The organism is Vibrio sp. A8-1 (assembly GCF_013048685.1).
GTDB classification, from domain to species: Bacteria; Pseudomonadota; Gammaproteobacteria; order Enterobacterales; family Vibrionaceae; genus Vibrio; species Vibrio metschnikovii.
In genome coordinates, this window is sequence record NZ_VHTC01000020.1 from 54,765 (window position 1) to 72,145 (window position 17,381).

Here is a 17,381-nt window from a genome sequence, read left to right on the forward strand (position 1 = left end):
TGATGGGTGTTCTACTCCGTCAATCAACCATCATCTCCCCATGATGTATCGATAAGTTGGCGCTTGGAGATGATAGTACTAAACCAGTAAAGCCGTAAACCTTAACAGGTAAAGGTGATGAGAAGATCGGATGATTGCTTTACTCTGTCTATAGCGGTCCCTATAATCGCGCCTTTGTCATTCTCAATAAGTGATACTCGAGATGGATCTATTAATTGCAAACCTGAAAAAACTCGAAAAACAGAACTACCGTGCCTATCAGAAAATTAAGGGCCAGTATGACTTTGGTGATTTTACCCTGTCTATCGATCACGTTCAGTCCGATCCTTACGCATCAGCCTCTCGTTTGCGAGCACAACGTGCTTGGTCACTGACTGGATTAGAGTGGTTAAAAGACTGCTCAGCCACATATCAACAAGCCGCCCGCGACTTTATCGCTCGCCGCTTTGCTGAATTAGCCAAACAAGAAAACAGCCTATCTATCTCATTGACTGGGCAAACCGTATTGGACAGCACGTCTGTTCTGTTCAATCAACAAGGTATTGAGCTTCGTTTTCGAATCAATTTACCCGCAGAAGGTCGTGATATTTTGGCCAAAAAAGCCATTAATATTTTAACGTTTCATCTGCCAAAATTTATCCGTCGAGCCACCTTAGAGCGTGAACTGGATAAACCCGCGTTGATTACCCATTGCCAAGTGATTGAAGATCAGCAAGCGCTGCGTGATCAGTTATCAGCTAATGGATTGGTTGCTTTTGTTGCTAATGGTAGTGTCTTACCTCGTGTTGCGGGTAACTGCGATCTACCGATGAAAGAAGCGGTGCCTTTTCAAGCGCCAAAAACCCTGCAGATAACACTTACGACGCCAAACCAAGGCCCGATCACCGGCATGGGAATTCCTAAAGGTATTACCTTAATCGTCGGTGGTGGTTTTCATGGTAAATCAACCTTATTAACCGCATTAGAGCGTTCGATTTACAATCACATCCCCGGAGATGGTCGAGAAGGTATCGTGACCGATCCGCAAGCCATGAAAATTCGTGCGGAAGAAGGACGTTGTGTTCACAACTTAAACTTATCAAATTACATCAATCATCTACCTATGGGTAAAAACACCCATGATTTTAGTACTCAAGATGCTTCAGGCTCAACCTCACAAGCCGCTTGGTTACAAGAGTCTATTGAAGCAGGCGCAAGCACTCTGTTGATTGATGAAGATACTTCTGCCACCAACTTTATGATCCGTGATGAAAGAATGCAGGCTTTAGTCGCGAAAGGCGATGAACCCATCACGCCATTGGTGGATAGAATTGGTCAATTAAGAGATGAACTCGGCATTTCAACCTTGTTAGTCATGGGTGGTTCGGGAGATTATTTAGATATCGCAGATACCGTGATTCAAATGCATGATTATCAAGCGATCGATGTTACTGCGAAAGCACAACAAGTGATCCAACAGCATCCAACCTTACGTCGCAATGAGTGTGAAACGCCATTAACCGCTTTCCCTCCTCGATCATTAAACCGCAGTGTTTTACAAAAAATATTGGCAGAGGGTAAATTTAGAGTATCGGCTAAAGGCACCAGTTCACTACGCTTTGGTAAAGAATTTGCTGATATCTCGGCACTGGAACAGTTAGAGTCCTCTGCGGAGATTAACGCTATCGGCTGGCTTTGTTTTCAACTTGCCCAGCAGCCTGGTTGGGCAACTCATCCGGCACGAGAGCTGGAGGCATTATTGGAAGGTGAATGGTACAGCAAGATGCCCAATCAAGGCGATTTGGCGAAACCACGTATTTTAGATGCGATGGCCACCTTAAATCGTCTACGTAAAGCACAATTTAAAATAGCCGAATAATCCACGTCGCTTAAAGATGGTCATTTTCAATATCCTCAACACACATGATAACAAACCGTTTCTGTGAGTTGGGGATATTATACAACGACGATAAATGCTCAATCCTATCTAATGCTCATGCCTCAAGACATTCCAAGCGGCGCACAAGATTCGAAATTGAGCAGCATTACCATTATCGCGATCCGGGTGCCAACGCAACGCTAATCGACGCCAAGTCTTACGAATTTCAAAAGAAGAGGCATCAGCGGGCAATTCAAATAATCGTAAAGCTTGAGAACGATCGAGGGTTTTAATGTCGTCCCCACCCACAAAACGCTGATAACGGGTCCAAAATTCATTCAGTAACCGCTTCACTTCCCCTTCACTGACTTCATAGTGCTCCCAACGCGAATAATAATCACGCAGTGGATCATCAGGATCTATCGCATAGTGCGAATGACTAAATACTGGCAATAGCGCAATATCCATCGCTTCAACTTGTAACCAGTTTTTCGGATACAACATCTCTTGTAACTGGTATAACGCGTTCATGATCAGAAAGTTTCGCTTAAAAAGATCTTTATCAGCAGCACTATCAAGCACAGGAATTAAACCCTGCTCGCTAAGATGAGCCGCTAAGGTATGTACCTTCCAACCAGAAGATTGCCGCTTCAAAACTTCTAGGATCGGCCATAACAAAGGGTTTTCCATATAGGTTTGAAAGGTGGTACTCAAAGCCTGTGAATTCGCCATACTCTACTCACGCTACGTTGTCTCATTCCCATTCAAAGCTAAAGCTAGGCATTTGTCGAGTTTCCATCTGCAGCTTAGCGTCAGTTTTTGAACTGGTCTGCGCTTCTCATGTAATTGTTGAATGTAAATCCTCATTTTGCCACTTATCTGGCTTACTGAAGCAGAACAAAAAATCACCTCAACCGATCAATATCACAAATAAAACAGAAAATATGAAACCACTCTCAAAAATGAATCAAAGCCATCTTTATTTACTCAGTATCGTCACAAAGCCGATTATGCTTAATGCACTATTCCTAAACACTCATGCTTAGAGCGCGGAAAATTGCTGATAATAAAAACCGCCATCCTTGCTGTATACCCAAACGACTTGAAGTTGCAGGAAGGCGGCAAGTGAGTGAATCCCCATGAGCGCAAACGATGTGATTGGGGTGAACGAACGTAGCTAATACCGCTGAACCTTCAAGTAGAAAGGGTATAGCATCAGATAAGATGAATAGATGACCTAATAAAAGTAACCCCCGATACTGCTTGGAATGGTGAAAATAATTTCAAGAATGAAGCGAATGGCGAAGTTTGTCGCAGCTTCAAGGTAAGAGAGGGAAGATGAGCAATTTTTTTCATGCTGCTGAGTAACAATTATGACAACAATAACCCCAAAAATTGATATTGACGCTTGCCCATTATGTCAACATGACGAGTTTTTCATCTCTCAGAATGGCGAAAAGTTTTTTTGCGCACAATGCGGTTTTCATACCCATCAGTTGCCGCAGATCCAACAACAAGTCTTATTAAGTAAACCACCTGTCACACTGGCAGCCACTTATCTCCCCCATCAGTTGCATCCCTTAACCCCAACTCAGCATTGACACGAAAAATAGCAGCATAAAATGCTCAGCGCTTAAGAGCCTGAGCTTGCCTGCTATCGGTTAATGAGTAGTTAAGAAACGCCATTAATTGATCCAAATGATCAAGGGCAATGACATCAGCATGCGATACAGGATGAACAAGTAGCGGTGAACACAGTTGGAACGTCACAACTCCAGCCCGGATCCCCGCTTCAACACCTTTCGGTGTATCATCGACGTATACGCAATCCGCTAATGAGAATCCCATACTCATGGCACAGTAGCGCACCAGATCGGGTTCAGGTTTCCAACTATTCGCCTCAAAGGCGGAATAAATGCGCCCACCAGTAAAATAGCGCTCTAGACCCGCTAATCTTAATTCAGCGACCATTTTGTCGTGTGGCGCATTTGAAGCAACACAATATTCAATATTATGCCGTTTGAGCTGCTCTAATAAATTAATCGCCCCTGGCATAGGCTTAAGCTCAGTATCAAACAATGAGGTAAGCTCTTGCCGGTAACGAAGTTCTAGTTGATCAATATCAGCACTGATACCTGCAAATTGACAGGTATTAACCAGAATATCGGCAATTTTACCACCAGAAAAATGCTGCAAAACATTCTCAAGCGTTAATGAAACACCCAGCTCATTAAACACTCGCACTAGCGCGATACAGCTCAAACGCTCGCTATCAATCAACGTTCCTTCACAATCAAAAATCACACAGCGAATGGTACGGTTTTTCATGGCTGTCCTTATTATGCTTTGTGATGGCTAACGGCAGTTAAACAATCCCTATGTGATTTAACCTTATCACTCATTGCCGATCATTGATTGATAACCCATAGCGTTAATCATCAACACCAAGGCGACTTCAGGGGAAAGGGATAAGCCCCAAAGTAGTGTATACCGATGAGATAGCACTCGGATGATAGAGTTAACAAAATAAAGGAAAAGACCGACAATAATCCCGTATCTTCAAGCAACATCACGATTCTCTCCTATAGAAGCAAGATGAATGCAATAACTCAACGACGCCGAAAAGTGTTATGGCTGGGAATGCTCAATATAGATAGAACCGGAGACTAGGTTTTCTTGCTGATATTTAGCCACGACAGCAGAAACAAACTCATCACTAGAGGTAAAGATCGGGTTGTTTTGCATCACCACATCAGAGATAAGCAGTGACGAGCCATCATAGGTCACAATGGCAGCAGCTATTGGTTGAGCGTCAGCAAATCCCAAATATAAGCGACAAGGCGGCGAATAAATGATCTGCGTGAAAAACTCGACTAATAAAGCTTGTTGGGCCGCTTGCTCACAACGCGTCGCTTGTAATAACGCAAACATAATGGTTAAACGATGAAAGTCCACCAAATAAATGGCCGCTAAATGACTCTCGGCAACGTGATGCTGCGCCGTAAACGCTTCACTGGGTAAGGCTTGATTTAATGTCTGATAAACCGTAAGGCCTTGCAGACTTTCTGGCGTCGGGAACTGGACATCAACCTGGTCATACAGCCATTGATTCTTCGCATCAATCAGCGCTTGCATGTCGTTAGATGAAGATAAATGTGTCATAGTCGTTTCTTCTTTGGCGAGCAATTTTGCCCAAAGCACTTACCCATCGCAGGGTGAAGAGGCAAAGTTAGGATAGGTTCTCAATATTTTTCCTATCATAGCACAGTTATCTACACGCTTTTGTTTTGCTTACTGTTATTATCATGCTCTGTTTTGTCGAGGATCCCAGATATGCTCAAAAAATTAACCATCCTAGCCGTAAGTACTTTATTACTATCCGGCTGTGATCGCTCTGCCGTCGGTGATGTCAGCTTAGGCTTGTTTACCATGAAAGACATTAAACTCCATCATTTAACGGATCCCATCGTTACGGGGGTCACCTGCCATATTGCCAGTATTGAAGCAGATTTGAGCCTAGCCGATCCTTCTGACTCATCAATTTCGTGCCGCCAAACCGGAGAAATTACTGCACAGATGATCGCTAACATCGACAAATCCAAATCTGGTGAGGTCGTGTTTAAAAAATCGAAGAGCATTTTCTTTAAAAGCATGAAAATCCGACGTATTTATGATCCGCAAACGCAAACCTTAATGTATGTGTCTTACTCGACTAAAGAGACTTCAGGTAGCTTTAAGCACAGTCTTTCCACTGTGCCATTGTGGGGAACCGCGGCTTATCAACCACCCGTGGCTCATACGACTCCTTAGAGATAGATAAACTTTAGCGATGGTTTTATCACCAATAAGAGCAACCATCGCAAACAAGCTTGGTTCCTCTCTCCTGAGCGAACCTCGCAATAATGTAAATATTATAAATTGTTTCATTTTTTTGTGATAATATCCGCGAAACTTTTCCTTACCAATGACTCTGGACATGAAGTTTCCCGGACAACGCAAATCGAAACACTACTTCCCTATTCACGCCCGTGATCCACTTGTAAACCAAATACAACAAACGCCTAAGCTTCGTCATCCAACTGTGGTTGGTGTTGGGCAAACGATTGTTGATATTGAAGCCAGAGTAGATGATGCTTTTTTAGCCAAATATCAATTAAGCAAAGGCCACTCGCTGGTTTTAGAAGAGAGTCAAGCCGACGCTCTTTACGAAGAACTGATCGAACGCAAACTCATTACCCATTTATACCCGGGTGATACCATTGGTAATACGCTGCACAACTATTCTGTGCTCGCCGATAGTAAATCTGTCTTACTGGGTGTCATGTCTAAAAATATCGAAGTGAGCTCTTACGCCTATCGATATTTATGTCAAACCTCTTCACGCATGAATCTAAACCATCTACAAACGGTGGATGGTCCAATCGGTCGTTGCTATACCTTGATCTCAGAAGATGGTGAACGAACGTTTGCGATTAACGAAGGGCATATGAATAAGCTGCGCGCCGAGAGTATTCCTGAAGAAGTCTTTGCTAAAGCTTCTGCATTGGTCGTCTCTTCTTATCTGATGCGTGGTAAAGCCGAAGATCCGATGCCACAAGCGGTACAACGAGCTATTGGATTAGCCAAGGCTCATCATGTACCCGTGGTATTGACCTTGGGGACAAAATACGTCATCGAAGGTAATCAAACTTGGTGGCAAGAATATCTTAAGCAACATGTCACCGTCTTAGCGATGAATGAAGAAGAAGGGGAAGCCTTAACCGGAGAGAAAGATCCGCTCTTAGCTGCCAATAAAGCCTTAGATTGGGTGGATTTAGTATTGTGCACTGCTGGCCCTGTTGGATTATACATGGCAGGTTATGTTGATGATTCAGCAAAACGTGATACTGAACTACCACTACTGCCTGGTAACATTCCTGAATTTAACCGCTATGAATTTAGCCGCGCGATGCGTAAGGAAGATTGTCAACAGCCAGTAAAAGTCTATTCGCATATTGGCCCCTATTTAGGTGGCCCATTAGAAATCAAAAATACCAATGGCGCTGGTGATGGTGCTCTGTCCGCTTTGCTGCATGATATGGCAGCGAACCGCTATCATCAAAACAATGTGCCTAACTCAGCAAAACATGCGTTACCTTATCTAACGTATTCATCTCTTTCGCAGGTTTGCCGTTATGCCAACCGAGTCAGCTATGAAGTTTTAACACAGCACTCACCTCGTCTATCGAGTTCATTACCTGAACGCGAAGACAGTTTAGAAGAAGCGTATTGGGATCGTTAATCTCTCTAACCCACCTTCGTGCATGACATAAAACAATGACTGAAGAGACGTCATCACTTTTGACCACAGCCGGGCTCAACCTAGCTGTGGTCAATTTTATCGAATCGAGCATCATCTTCTTAAACTCAAGAAAACTCATCGAGATTTCCTTAATTATCACAAATTTGACTTATAACTGACTGATAATACACATTGTTAATTGAGCGCTACTGAACGACACGTTATAGTAGGTTACGGATAACAATATTAAGATCAGGTGTACTGGCATGTTGTTGACAGAAGAAAACACTATCGAACCGCCTCATTCACTTCTCAGTCGTCACCAACAGCGTTTGATTCATATCTTCGATATCTTTAGTGAAGGTATTTTCCATATGGACCGATATGGAACCATGACTTTTTATAATCCGAGTTTTTATCAGCAGTTTGGCTTTAATTCGGCCACTATTGGTTTAGAAAATTGGATGGCGTTGGTTCACCCACTCGATAGGATGGCACTAGAACAACGCGTCGATGGTCATCTTAATCAGGAAAGTCGAGTCACCACTGAATATCGCGCAAAAACCGTTGATGGTCGCTATATCTGGTTACTGGGTACTGCGGTAACTAAAGTCGAAAACGGTGAAATGTTTATGGTCGGCAGTCATCGAGATATTTCTGAACAAAAAAAGATGACGTCTTTTCTGCAACAAGCCGCATTTTATGATGTGGTTTCTGGTATGCCGAATACCACAAAGTTATTGCGAGACATTGATGATGCTAAACGTGCTGCATCGCCAGCGACACTGATATATATTCAAATTGAAGATATTAAATCCTACCTAAATCAGTACAGCGCTGAAGTCATTCAACATATTCTTCATCATATGCATAATGCGTTAAGTAATCTGATTCATCACCACTCGACACTGTATCGCGTACGTTCCGACGATTTTGCTATTTTATTACGCGAATCCGTGTCAGACCAAGATTTACCTCTATTGTGTCAATCGATTCTTGAGCGTTACTCTCACTCTGCTCAAGAGCAAGGTCACCTATTGGGTGACCGAATGAACATTGGTGTTTTACCGCATTTTTCGGATCAACTCAGCGCGGTACAAATTCTCAATATTGCGGCACAAACCTGTCAGTACGCGGGAGAAAAAAGTCGCTCAAGAATCGAGATTTACGCAGGGAAAACTCAGCATACAGTGGATCGCTACTTTTTTATTGAACGCGGTTTAAAAGAAGCGTTATGTCATCACTCTTTGTCGGTTAAATTTCAACCCATCATTCATGCGCAAACTGGTAAAGTCGCCAGCTTTGAAGCTTTAGTTCGTTGGCGGTCGTCAGAGTTTGGTGAAATTTATCCAGATGAGTTTATTCCGGTAGCGGAAAAAAAGGGACTGATCACCGAGTTAGGCTATCAAGTCTTTGAAAAAGCTTGTCAGTTTATTCATCATTACCATGTTCAACATGGTTCAAGTACGCGAGTGAACGTCAATGTGTCTGTTTTGCAACTACTCAACAGTAATTTCCCTGCCAATATCAAAATGATGGCTGATGCCGCTGGCGTCTGCCCTTCATCCATCGTGCTCGAGCTGACCGAAACCGTGATATTGGATGGTAACCGACATGCTTTAAATCAACTGAATACGCTCAGTAAGATGGGGTTTCAACTGTCATTGGATGATTTTGGCGCTGGCTTAAGTTCCATTTATAGCTTCTTTGATTTGCCCCTAAATCAGATCAAAATTGATCGAACAATGGCTTTGAAAACACTCACGAATACCGCCTCTGAAGAGTATTTGCGATTTATTGTGCAGCTATGCCGCTCAAGAGGCATGGATATTGTGATTGAAGGGATAGAAAACAGTGCAATGCAGCAAAAATTTTGCCAAATGGGTGTCAACTATCTACAAGGTTACTGGTTCTCGAAACCTCTTTCTTTAGCCACCGCCAGCCGCTATACCCTACTCAATTAAACGTATCACTTCCTCTTTTGCTGATAACGTGCGTACCCTAAAAGCAATAGTACAGCGCTGAACAAGCCATCAATAGCACCACCTCCCGAAGCGTTCGGCGACGCAATACTCCCCGAGTCTGTAGCAATCGGTGAAGGAGAAACCGATGAATTACCACTCCCCGCTAAAAATGCTAAACGCGCTTCTTCTGTAACGATATAGTTGGCCGTCAATTGTCCATTCAATACTTGATCTATCCATTGACGATAGCCATAAATCTCCGTAAATACCGAGGTAACCTGTGATTGTGAGAAACCTACGCCACATTCCGCTGGGCCAAAACTTGTGATGCCCACTTGCACTAAATGACCGGCATTATTCCAGTAGATAGGACCTCCCGAATCCCCTTGACAAGTCCCATTAGCAAGACGGCTATCAGGATTAATGCCGTCCCCTTTAAAGCAGAGGTGATGGGGATTTAACGCTAACGCGAATGGCGTAATATCTAACTGACAACGAGCATTAGACACATACTGCATAGTGGTAAACAGTAATCGGTCATCTTCATCAAATCCTGATCGCGTATTACCGTGACCTACCGCTTCAAAAATACTGTCATTATCGTCATCATCATTGCCATTAAATCCAAGTCGATAAGCTTGGCTCGTCGGTCGATTAACAAACCCTTGCCCATTTAGCCCTCGTTCTAAACGGATTATCGCGATATCGTTCGCCCATAATGAGTTAACGGAATCATCGTAATTGGGATGATAGAAAAACGCTTCACCACGTACTGTGATGATATTACCGTTAGGAAAATCCGATTCATTATCGACTTGGGTCACCACGGTAAAGAGTAGCCACGGAATATCTAACTTTCCTCTTCCATCAAACAAACAGTGCGCTGCAGTTAATACGTGTCGATCGTCAAGCAAAGTTCCACCACAAAAACTCGCCGCACTGTAGCGGCGATCATATTCAATACGATCATAAAATAAGCTAACGAATGAAGGATAAGTGGTAATCGTCGTCGGTTTACCATTAACGATACGTGATGTCAGCTCAGCAAAAACCATGGGGCTCATCGATAGCGTGAGGCATAAAATAACCATTTGAATGGGGTTCTTTATCATAAACACCTCATATATCTAGCTAAGTAAGATAATTAAAGTGTAGTTCTAGATCACGGAATCAACCCAAAAAACTTGATACAGCAAGTGAATAGTGCGTCATCAACCTCGATAAACAGAGGTCAATAATAAGATTAGAATCGGCGAACTGATCCAACCTAATTAGCGATTCAAATTGTAAGAAGGAAAGAGAAAAGAAAACCATTAGACTCGTGGTATTTTGCAAACAATTACCGAGTGAGTCATTGAAAAATTAAGACCTTTGAGCGAAAAGAAGAATAAAGCAGCATGGTCGTACTGCTCTATTCTTAACATTAATCGAGAAGAGAAAAGTAAATAATTCGCTATCCTCGATAATAACGTTGGGGGACGAATGGCATCTTCTCAATCGTCATCGGCAGCATTTTACCACGGACTTCAGCAAACAACTCATGACCTATCACCGCCAGATCCGCTCGAACATACCCCATTGAAATAGGCTGCTCTGCTGTCGGCCCAACGGTTCCACTGGTAACGATACCCACTTTATTACCATCAGAATCGAACAACTCTGTTCCTTCCCGAACAGGCGCTTTAGTTTGGCCCACTAATCCCACTCGCTTACGATCAACCTGTTTGCTCTCTATCTGTTTAAGAATGATTTCAGCACCGGGAAACCCTCCAGCCCGTTCGCCACCGATCCGGCGCACGGGTTGTATCGCCCAAAGCAGACTGGCTTCTACTGGCGTGGTGGTTTCATCCAAATCATGACCATACAAACACAGGCCACACTCTAAACGTAGCGAATCACGAGCTCCAAGGCCTATCCATTCGACGTCGGAATGCTCCGCTAATGCTTGTGCAAACGCGACAGCTTTATCAGCAGGTACGGAGATTTCAAAGCCGTCTTCTCCTGTATACCCACTACGGCTGACAATGCATTCAATGCCGTTGATCGCTAAAGTTTGGATATCCATAAAACGCATATCTGCTACCGCAGGTTGCCACTGAGCCAATATCTGAGCCGCCTTTGGACCTTGCAGAGCAAGTAGTGCTCTGTCTTCAATGACTTCCAAGTGGACCCCAGCAGGTAAATGCGCGGTTAAATGGGCTATATCCTGTGCTTTACAGGCTGCATTAACCACTAAAAAAAGATGATCGCCTAAGTTGGCCACCATCAAATCATCTAAAATACCACCTTGTGGATTGGTGAAAATCGCATAACGCTGCTTACCAACCGGTAAATCGATGACATCAACCGGAACTAAACGCTCTAAAGCCGCGGCCGCATCAACACCATGCAAACGCAATTGTCCCATGTGTGAAACATCAAACAATCCAGCCGCTTGACGCGTATGTAAATGCTCTTTTTTAACACCGAGCGGGTATTGAACCGGCATATCATACCCAGCAAAAGGGACCATTTTTGCGCCTAATTCAACGTGCACAGCATGCAAAGGAGTAGTCAGTAGCGAATTTGAGTGGGGTTGTTGCGTCATTGTTTTCTCCATGTGGCGAGTTGCCGATCAAGCCGCCAGTTGATTGAGCGCTCTCTTGATAGCCATATCATCACGCTCAAGTGTTTGGCTTAAGTTTCCAATAATAAACAAGAAAAACAAGCATGCGCTTATTTTGATTGCCGAACAAGTTGCAGCCAAGACACGCTGCGAGAATTAACACTTAGATCACAATTTACTTACCCGTCTTTGCAACAAAATGGCTTCAACCGACAGGTCCGTTACTTTGCCGTAACCCATAAAATCAAGGCGTCTTGCTCACTAACAGACACTAACATATGCCCCATCGTCGCATCATAATAGACACTATCGCCTTCGCTAAGAGGCACTGGCTCATAAAACTCACTATAGAACAGCACCTCACCGCTCAAAATTAGCAGGAACTCTTCACCGTCATGCCTTACCCAATCGGGATAATCGCTAAAATCTCGAGCGCGGATGGTGCTTTTGAACGGCATCATTTTTTTATTGGTCAACTGTATTGCCAATAGCTCATGTTCATAAGTAGGCGTTGGATGTGGCTTCCCTAGTCCACTACGGGTAATATCTCGACGACCAGTAGCGATAATTTTCTTTGGTGGATCAAAGAGTTGAGGCATATCGATTTGCAATCCATGCGCGAGTTTTTGCATCGCTTGGAAGGTCGGCGAAATCTGCTCGTTCTCTATTTTACTTAAGGTAGAGCGAGCCAATCCCGTTCTCTGACTCGCCTCTTCTAGGGTAATTCCCAAATTCGCTCTAACTTGCTTAATGCGTGGCCCTAATTTAAGTGGCTCGATGTTTTCTGAGCGATCTTCTTTAGCTAATGTCATGGATGGATACTCATCATGAATGGGCTCTGTCATGCTTATTATCCTGTAGTGAACCGCTATCAATAAGTATCATTGTGCATCAAGCCTAACACAGAAAAAAGTGTCACTCGCAAGTAAAGCGTGCTTTAAGTAGCAAAAACAGCACTCTTGTTTCCTATAGGAAATTTTTAATTGATTGTTGATTTGGCAAGGGGTATGTTACCAACATGTTAGCCAAGCAATCGTTTGGTTCAATGACGTTCAATACCCTCAAAAAGAACAGATTGGCTCAATTCAGTGAGCAAGCACACAAAAGTTCTTTTTGAACTATTGCACACTCGCTCGGCGAGCGTTCGCTACCAATTTGGAGAAAAAACAATGGATAAAACACTGAAGTTTACTGATAGCCATGAATGGGTGCGTGATAACGGCGACGGTACCGTCACGATTGGAATTTCAGAACATGCCCAAGCGATGCTGGGTGATGTGGTGTTTGTCGAGTTGCCCGAGCTAGAGAGTGAATTTGACGCAGGAGATAATTTTTCCTTGGTTGAATCGGTCAAAGCGGCATCTGACATTTATGCTCCGGTATCGGGCATGGTTATCGAAATTAACGAAGAACTATCCGATCGCCCAGAGCTGATCAATGAAGAGCCTTATGAATCTGGCTGGATTGTTAAAATTAAAATGTCCGATGCTTCTGAACTCGATGATCTTAAAGATGCCGATGAATATCTGACGTTGATTGAAGAAGATTAATTGATCAACAAGCTGCCACCTAATAGGTCGAAGCCACTTGATATAGTGAAGACCAAGGCAGCTTTTCATCATGATTCTTATTCACGGCAACCCAGTGATACCAATTATCCGTCAACGCTTATCGGTATAATTAGCGTTATCGAACATGATGGTAAGCCATACTACAGCTCTATCTATAGGTAAGGGAAAATGACCGAGTTACTGCACCGCCTAAGCACACAAAACGAATTTATTGCACGCCATAACGGACCACGCGTCAATGATCAACAGACCATGTTAGCCACTATTCAGGCTTCGAGTCTTGATGCGCTAATTAACGAAACCGTCCCCGCTAATATTCGCTTAGAAGCCGCCCTTGATATTGGTGAGCCGCAAAGTGAAACCAACATGCTCGCGACGCTGAAAGCCTTTGCTCAACAAAACCAGATTAAGCGTACTTTTATTGGTCAAGGTTACTACAACACGTTTACACCTCACGTTATTTTACGCAATGTACTAGAAAATCCTGGTTGGTACACGGCTTATACTCCTTATCAGCCTGAAATCTCTCAAGGTCGCTTAGAGTCGCTGCTTAACTATCAACAAATGATCATCGACTTAACGGGTATGGAGATCGCCAACGCGTCATTATTAGATGAAGCGACAGCGGCCGCAGAAGCCATGGCGTTATGCCATCGCGCTGGTAAAAGCAAAAGTAACGTCTTTTTTGTCGCGGACGATGTCCATCCTCAGACGATTGAAGTCATCAAAACCCGAGCTGGATTCCTTGGCTTTGAAGTGAATGTCGCGCCTATCGAGAGTTTGGCGGAGCAAGATGTGTTTGGCGCATTACTGCAATACCCAAATACTCGCGGGGAAGTGCGCGATTTAACTGCCATCATCGAACAAGCGCATCATAATAAAACTTTGGTCACCGTTGCCACCGATTTGCTGGCCAGTGTACTGCTTAAACCGGCCGGAGAAATGGGTGCTGATGTCGTGATTGGTTCAGCACAACGCTTTGGCGTACCAATGGGCTATGGTGGTCCACATGCCGCATTCATGGCCACTCGTGACGCCCATAAGCGCACGATGCCTGGTCGCGTGATTGGGGTTTCCATCGATGCCAAAGGCAATCAAGCGTTGCGTATGGCGATGCAAACTCGTGAGCAGCATATTCGCCGTGAAAAAGCCACCTCAAATATTTGTACCGCACAGGCACTACTGGCGAATATGGCCGCTTTCTACGCGGTGTACCATGGTCCTGAAGGCCTTAAAACCATCGCTCGTAGAACCCATCATTTAACAGCGATTCTTGCCGCCGGTTTAACCAAAGCGGGCTATGAGTTAGATCATCATAGCTTTTTTGATACGTTAACCATCAACACTGGTTCGGCAACAGAAAAGCTTTATCAGCAAGCACAACTAGCCGGAATGAATCTACGTAAATCGGCGCAGCAAATTGGTATTAGCTTGGATGAAACGACGACGGTTGAAGATATCAAAGCCCTATTTGATGTTTTTGACGTTAACGAAACGATTGACGATTTATCGACCGCCATTACTGACAATGAATTTGCCGCGATTCCTGAATCTTGCCGCCGCCAATCAAGCTTCCTTACTCATCCTGTGTTCAACACGCATCATAGCGAAACGCAAATGCTGCGCTATATGAAGAAACTGGAAAATAAAGATTTCTCTTTGGCTCACGGTATGATCCCACTTGGCAGCTGCACCATGAAGCTCAATGCAACCGCTGAAATGATTCCGGTCACTTGGCCAGAATTTGGCGCGTTACATCCGTTTGCACCAAAACAGCAAGCGCAAGGTTACGCCGCACTGGCTAACGACCTTAAACAGAAATTATGCCAAATTACCGGTTACGACGCTTTTTCACTGCAACCAAACTCTGGCGCTTCTGGTGAATATGCGGGTCTGATTGCTATTCAGCGTTATCACCAAAGCCGGGGGGAAGGACACCGCGATGTGTGTTTAATCCCAAGTTCGGCTCACGGTACTAACCCAGCGACCGCTTCCATGTTATCGATGAAAGTGGTGGTCGTGAAATGCGATAATAATGGTAACGTTGATCTGACTGATCTGGCGGCCAAAATCGACAAACATCGTGCAAATCTTTCCGCGATCATGATCACCTATCCTTCCACTCATGGCGTCTATGAAGAACAAGTACGCCAAGTGTGTGAAATGGTGCACCAAGCTGGCGGCCAAGTGTATCTCGACGGTGCCAATATGAACGCACAAGTTGGCCTCACCTCTCCCGGTTTTATTGGTTCAGATGTGTCGCACCTTAACCTGCATAAAACCTTCTGTATTCCACATGGTGGTGGTGGTCCAGGCATGGGACCGATTGGGGTTAAATCTCATTTAGCGCCTTTCTTACCCGGGCATATTGAAGGTGGTGTGGAAGGCACGGAATACGCCGTTTCTGCCGCGGATTTAGGCAGTGCGTCCATTTTGCCTATTTCTTGGGCTTATATCACCATGATGGGCTCAAGCGGATTAGAACAAGCAACCAAATTGGCGATTCTTAATGCCAACTACATTATGGAGCGCCTGCGTCCACACTACTCCATTTTATATCGTGGTCATAATGGTCGTGTCGCGCACGAATGTATTATTGATATTCGCCCATTAAAAGAGCAAAGCGGGATCAGTGAAGAAGACATCGCCAAGCGCTTAATGGATTATGGCTTCCATGCGCCAACCATGTCATTCCCCGTCGCGGGTACACTAATGGTTGAGCCAACCGAATCCGAAAGCTTAGCTGAGCTCGATCGTTTCTGTGAGGCGATGATCGCTATTCGCCAAGAGATAGATAAAGTGCAAACTGGCGAGTGGCCATTAGAAGATAACCCACTAGTCAATGCGCCGCACACGCAAGTCGATTTAACCGTTGAGCAATGGTCACATCCTTATTCTCGCGAAATCGCTTGTTTCCCATCAGAGCACAGCAAAACCACCAAGTACTGGCCAACCGTCAATCGCGTCGACAACGTCTATGGCGATCGTAATCTGGTCTGTACCTGTCCAAGCATTGATAATTACGAAGAGTAATAAACCGTGACGGTCACTCGTCCCTAGTTCTGTGCTAATTTGAAAATCAATGGCGAGCTTAATGGCTCGCCTTTTATCCTCTCTTATCAAGGCAAACACTGTTAACACAAAGATTTCCTTGGTTTCACCTTGAGAAACTGAGACAATACAGCGTCAATTCCTACAAGATTATTATTCATGAAACTGTTAGTTAGAAATTTATCCCGTACTACCACCGAACAAGACATCCGCGTTTTATTCTCCGCTTTTGGTGAAGTAAAAGCGTGTAATCTAGTACTGGACCAAATCACAGGTCACTCAAAAGGCTTTGCATTTGTCGAAATGCCAAATCTCGAAGAAGCCAAACAAGCCATCGCGAATCTCAATTTAAGTGATGTCCATAAAAGCAAGATTCGCGTTAAAAAAGCCGATTAAGCGTTTTTTACACAGCGTATACACAAGATATTAGGCGTTAAGCATACCCCCTAACTCTTTGTTATTCATACACAAGCTCCCTAAAAACAATCAGACATGAAAAATAGTTCTCGCTATTTAGGATTCTGTGTGTATAGTTAAAGTTGGCTCTTACAGAAGAGTTGTTAATGTAAATTCAGTGTAAGTTTTGTTTTATACAAGTCGCGAAACCTTTCGTTAAACCTGTGTCAACTTCACCTAGATAGACCATTCAATAGCTTGCGTTATCAGCCAAAATTCATTCTATTAAATTTAAGATATTTAGAGGTAACTATGTCTGGTAAAACGACTGGTACAGTAAAATGGTTCAACGAGACTAAAGGTTTCGGTTTCATTTCTCAAGACAACGGCGGTAAAGACGTGTTTGTTCACTTCAACTCCATTGTCTCTGATGGCTTCAAAACATTAGCTGAAGGTCAAAAAGTAAGCTTTAATGTTGAAGAAGGCAAAAAAGGTCCACAAGCGACTGAAGTAACGCCTCTGTAAGCTAATCGAGTAGGAGGCGGGATCACTCCCGCCGTCCTCTCACACCACCGTACAAGCGTGGATCGCATACGGCGGTTCCGAATAGATTTTCAATGTTTCATACCCTTCCAACAATGAGTATAACCCCAAC

15 protein-coding genes and 1 pseudogene are annotated in these 17,381 nt (G+C 43.9%); 9 read left to right on the forward strand and 7 right to left on the reverse strand.

The genetic code is table 11. The annotated features are described in order from the left end of the window. The first annotated feature begins 202 nt into the window (after nt 1–202). Nucleotides 203–1,858 carry an ABC-ATPase domain-containing protein gene (locus tag FKN93_RS11840; protein WP_170905165.1) on the forward strand — a complete coding sequence of 552 codons (1,656 nt, stop codon included), beginning with the start codon at nt 203–205 and terminating at the stop codon, nt 1,856–1,858. A gap of 108 nt (nt 1,859–1,966) precedes the next feature. On the opposite strand, the gene FKN93_RS11845 is transcribed toward FKN93_RS11840, so the two are convergent. Next, a complete protein-coding gene (locus tag FKN93_RS11845; protein WP_158145436.1) occupies nt 1,967–2,590 on the reverse strand; it encodes a DNA-J related domain-containing protein in 624 nt (207 codons plus the stop codon). 641 nt (nt 2,591–3,231) lie between these two features. Here FKN93_RS11845 and FKN93_RS18105 point away from each other — a divergent pair. After that, nucleotides 3,232–3,459, forward strand: a complete 228-nt coding sequence (locus FKN93_RS18105; RefSeq protein WP_306687226.1) for a hypothetical protein — start codon at nt 3,232–3,234, stop codon at nt 3,457–3,459. Nucleotides 3,460–3,484: 25 nt separating this feature from the next. Here FKN93_RS18105 and FKN93_RS11855 read toward each other — a convergent pair whose 3' ends face one another. Then, the gene (locus FKN93_RS11855; RefSeq protein ID WP_161425700.1) at nt 3,485–4,186 is read right to left on the reverse strand and encodes an HAD-IA family hydrolase; all 702 of its coding nucleotides are present in this window, start codon (nt 4,184–4,186) and stop codon (nt 3,485–3,487) included. Between the two features lie 300 nt (nt 4,187–4,486). Then, on the reverse strand, nt 4,487–5,020 hold the full coding sequence (locus FKN93_RS11860; RefSeq protein WP_249374176.1) for a hypothetical protein: 534 nt from the start codon (nt 5,018–5,020) through the stop codon (nt 4,487–4,489). Between the two features lie 171 nt (nt 5,021–5,191). Here FKN93_RS11860 and FKN93_RS11865 point away from each other — a divergent pair, with 171 nt between their 5' ends. The 3 genes from FKN93_RS11865 to FKN93_RS11875 all read left to right on the forward strand — a co-directional run bounded on the left by FKN93_RS11865 (nt 5,192) and on the right by FKN93_RS11875 (nt 9,103). Beyond that, nucleotides 5,192–5,668 carry a CreA family protein gene (locus tag FKN93_RS11865; protein WP_040905087.1) on the forward strand — a complete coding sequence of 159 codons (477 nt, stop codon included), beginning with the start codon at nt 5,192–5,194 and terminating at the stop codon, nt 5,666–5,668. A gap of 166 nt (nt 5,669–5,834) precedes the next feature. After that, nucleotides 5,835–7,139, forward strand: coding sequence for an inosine/guanosine kinase (locus tag FKN93_RS11870; RefSeq protein ID WP_158137271.1), 1,305 nt, complete (start codon nt 5,835–5,837; stop codon nt 7,137–7,139). A 266-nt stretch (nt 7,140–7,405) separates the two neighbouring features. Continuing rightward, a complete protein-coding gene (locus FKN93_RS11875) occupies nt 7,406–9,103 on the forward strand; it encodes an EAL domain-containing protein (protein ID WP_170905166.1) in 1,698 nt (565 codons plus the stop codon). A gap of 5 nt (nt 9,104–9,108) precedes the next feature. Here FKN93_RS11875 and FKN93_RS11880 read toward each other — a convergent pair whose 3' ends face one another. From FKN93_RS11880 to FKN93_RS11890, 3 genes are all read right to left on the reverse strand, one after another. Continuing rightward, a complete protein-coding gene (locus tag FKN93_RS11880; RefSeq protein ID WP_170905167.1) occupies nt 9,109–10,215 on the reverse strand; it encodes a serine protease in 1,107 nt (368 codons plus the stop codon). Nucleotides 10,216–10,556: 341 nt separating this feature from the next. Further along, entirely contained in the window at nt 10,557–11,690 is a 1,134-nt protein-coding gene (gene gcvT, locus FKN93_RS11885) for a glycine cleavage system aminomethyltransferase GcvT (RefSeq protein ID WP_158137269.1), read from the reverse strand. Nucleotides 11,691–11,929: 239 nt separating this feature from the next. Further along, entirely contained in the window at nt 11,930–12,553 is a 624-nt protein-coding gene (locus tag FKN93_RS11890) for an XRE family transcriptional regulator (protein ID WP_170905168.1), read from the reverse strand. A gap of 324 nt (nt 12,554–12,877) precedes the next feature. Between FKN93_RS11890 and gcvH the strand changes: the two genes are divergently transcribed. The 4 genes from gcvH (at nt 12,878) to FKN93_RS11910 (ending at nt 17,251) form a co-directional block, all read left to right on the forward strand. Next, nucleotides 12,878–13,258, forward strand: a complete 381-nt coding sequence (gene gcvH, locus FKN93_RS11895; RefSeq protein WP_154171168.1) for a glycine cleavage system protein GcvH — start codon at nt 12,878–12,880, stop codon at nt 13,256–13,258. Nucleotides 13,259–13,447: 189 nt separating this feature from the next. Beyond that, nucleotides 13,448–16,312, forward strand: a complete 2,865-nt coding sequence (gene gcvP / locus FKN93_RS11900) for an aminomethyl-transferring glycine dehydrogenase (RefSeq protein ID WP_170905169.1) — start codon at nt 13,448–13,450, stop codon at nt 16,310–16,312. A 177-nt stretch (nt 16,313–16,489) separates the two neighbouring features. After that, a complete protein-coding gene (locus tag FKN93_RS11905) occupies nt 16,490–16,726 on the forward strand; it encodes an RNA-binding protein (RefSeq protein WP_004396630.1) in 237 nt (78 codons plus the stop codon). A gap of 312 nt (nt 16,727–17,038) precedes the next feature. Then, nucleotides 17,039–17,251, forward strand: a complete 213-nt coding sequence (locus FKN93_RS11910) for a cold-shock protein (protein ID WP_004396631.1) — start codon at nt 17,039–17,041, stop codon at nt 17,249–17,251. 39 nt (nt 17,252–17,290) lie between these two features. Here FKN93_RS11910 and FKN93_RS18110 read toward each other — a convergent pair. After that, nucleotides 17,291–17,381: pseudogene (locus tag FKN93_RS18110) on the reverse strand (RNA-directed DNA polymerase); the annotation flags it as partial.

Bases quoted from the DNA above. Each gene is read 5' to 3' on its own strand.
- FKN93_RS11840 (WP_170905165.1), top strand. From the start codon at position 203: ATGGATCTATTAATTGCAAACCTGAAAAAACTCGAAAAACAGAACTAC.
- FKN93_RS11845 (WP_158145436.1), bottom strand. From the start codon at position 2,590: ATGGCGAATTCACAGGCTTTGAGTACCACCTTTCAAACCTATATGGAA.
- FKN93_RS18105 (WP_306687226.1), top strand. From the start codon at position 3,232: ATGACAACAATAACCCCAAAAATTGATATTGACGCTTGCCCATTATGT.
- FKN93_RS11855 (WP_161425700.1), bottom strand. From the start codon at position 4,186: ATGAAAAACCGTACCATTCGCTGTGTGATTTTTGATTGTGAAGGAACG.
- FKN93_RS11860 (WP_249374176.1), bottom strand. From the start codon at position 5,020: ATGACACATTTATCTTCATCTAACGACATGCAAGCGCTGATTGATGCG.
- FKN93_RS11865 (WP_040905087.1), top strand. From the start codon at position 5,192: ATGCTCAAAAAATTAACCATCCTAGCCGTAAGTACTTTATTACTATCC.
- FKN93_RS11870 (WP_158137271.1), top strand. From the start codon at position 5,835: ATGAAGTTTCCCGGACAACGCAAATCGAAACACTACTTCCCTATTCAC.
- FKN93_RS11875 (WP_170905166.1), top strand. From the start codon at position 7,406: ATGTTGTTGACAGAAGAAAACACTATCGAACCGCCTCATTCACTTCTC.
- FKN93_RS11880 (WP_170905167.1), bottom strand. From the start codon at position 10,215: ATGATAAAGAACCCCATTCAAATGGTTATTTTATGCCTCACGCTATCG.
- gcvT (WP_158137269.1), bottom strand. From the start codon at position 11,690: ATGACGCAACAACCCCACTCAAATTCGCTACTGACTACTCCTTTGCAT.
- FKN93_RS11890 (WP_170905168.1), bottom strand. From the start codon at position 12,553: ATGACAGAGCCCATTCATGATGAGTATCCATCCATGACATTAGCTAAA.
- gcvH (WP_154171168.1), top strand. From the start codon at position 12,878: ATGGATAAAACACTGAAGTTTACTGATAGCCATGAATGGGTGCGTGAT.
- gcvP (WP_170905169.1), top strand. From the start codon at position 13,448: ATGACCGAGTTACTGCACCGCCTAAGCACACAAAACGAATTTATTGCA.
- FKN93_RS11905 (WP_004396630.1), top strand. From the start codon at position 16,490: ATGAAACTGTTAGTTAGAAATTTATCCCGTACTACCACCGAACAAGAC.
- FKN93_RS11910 (WP_004396631.1), top strand. From the start codon at position 17,039: ATGTCTGGTAAAACGACTGGTACAGTAAAATGGTTCAACGAGACTAAA.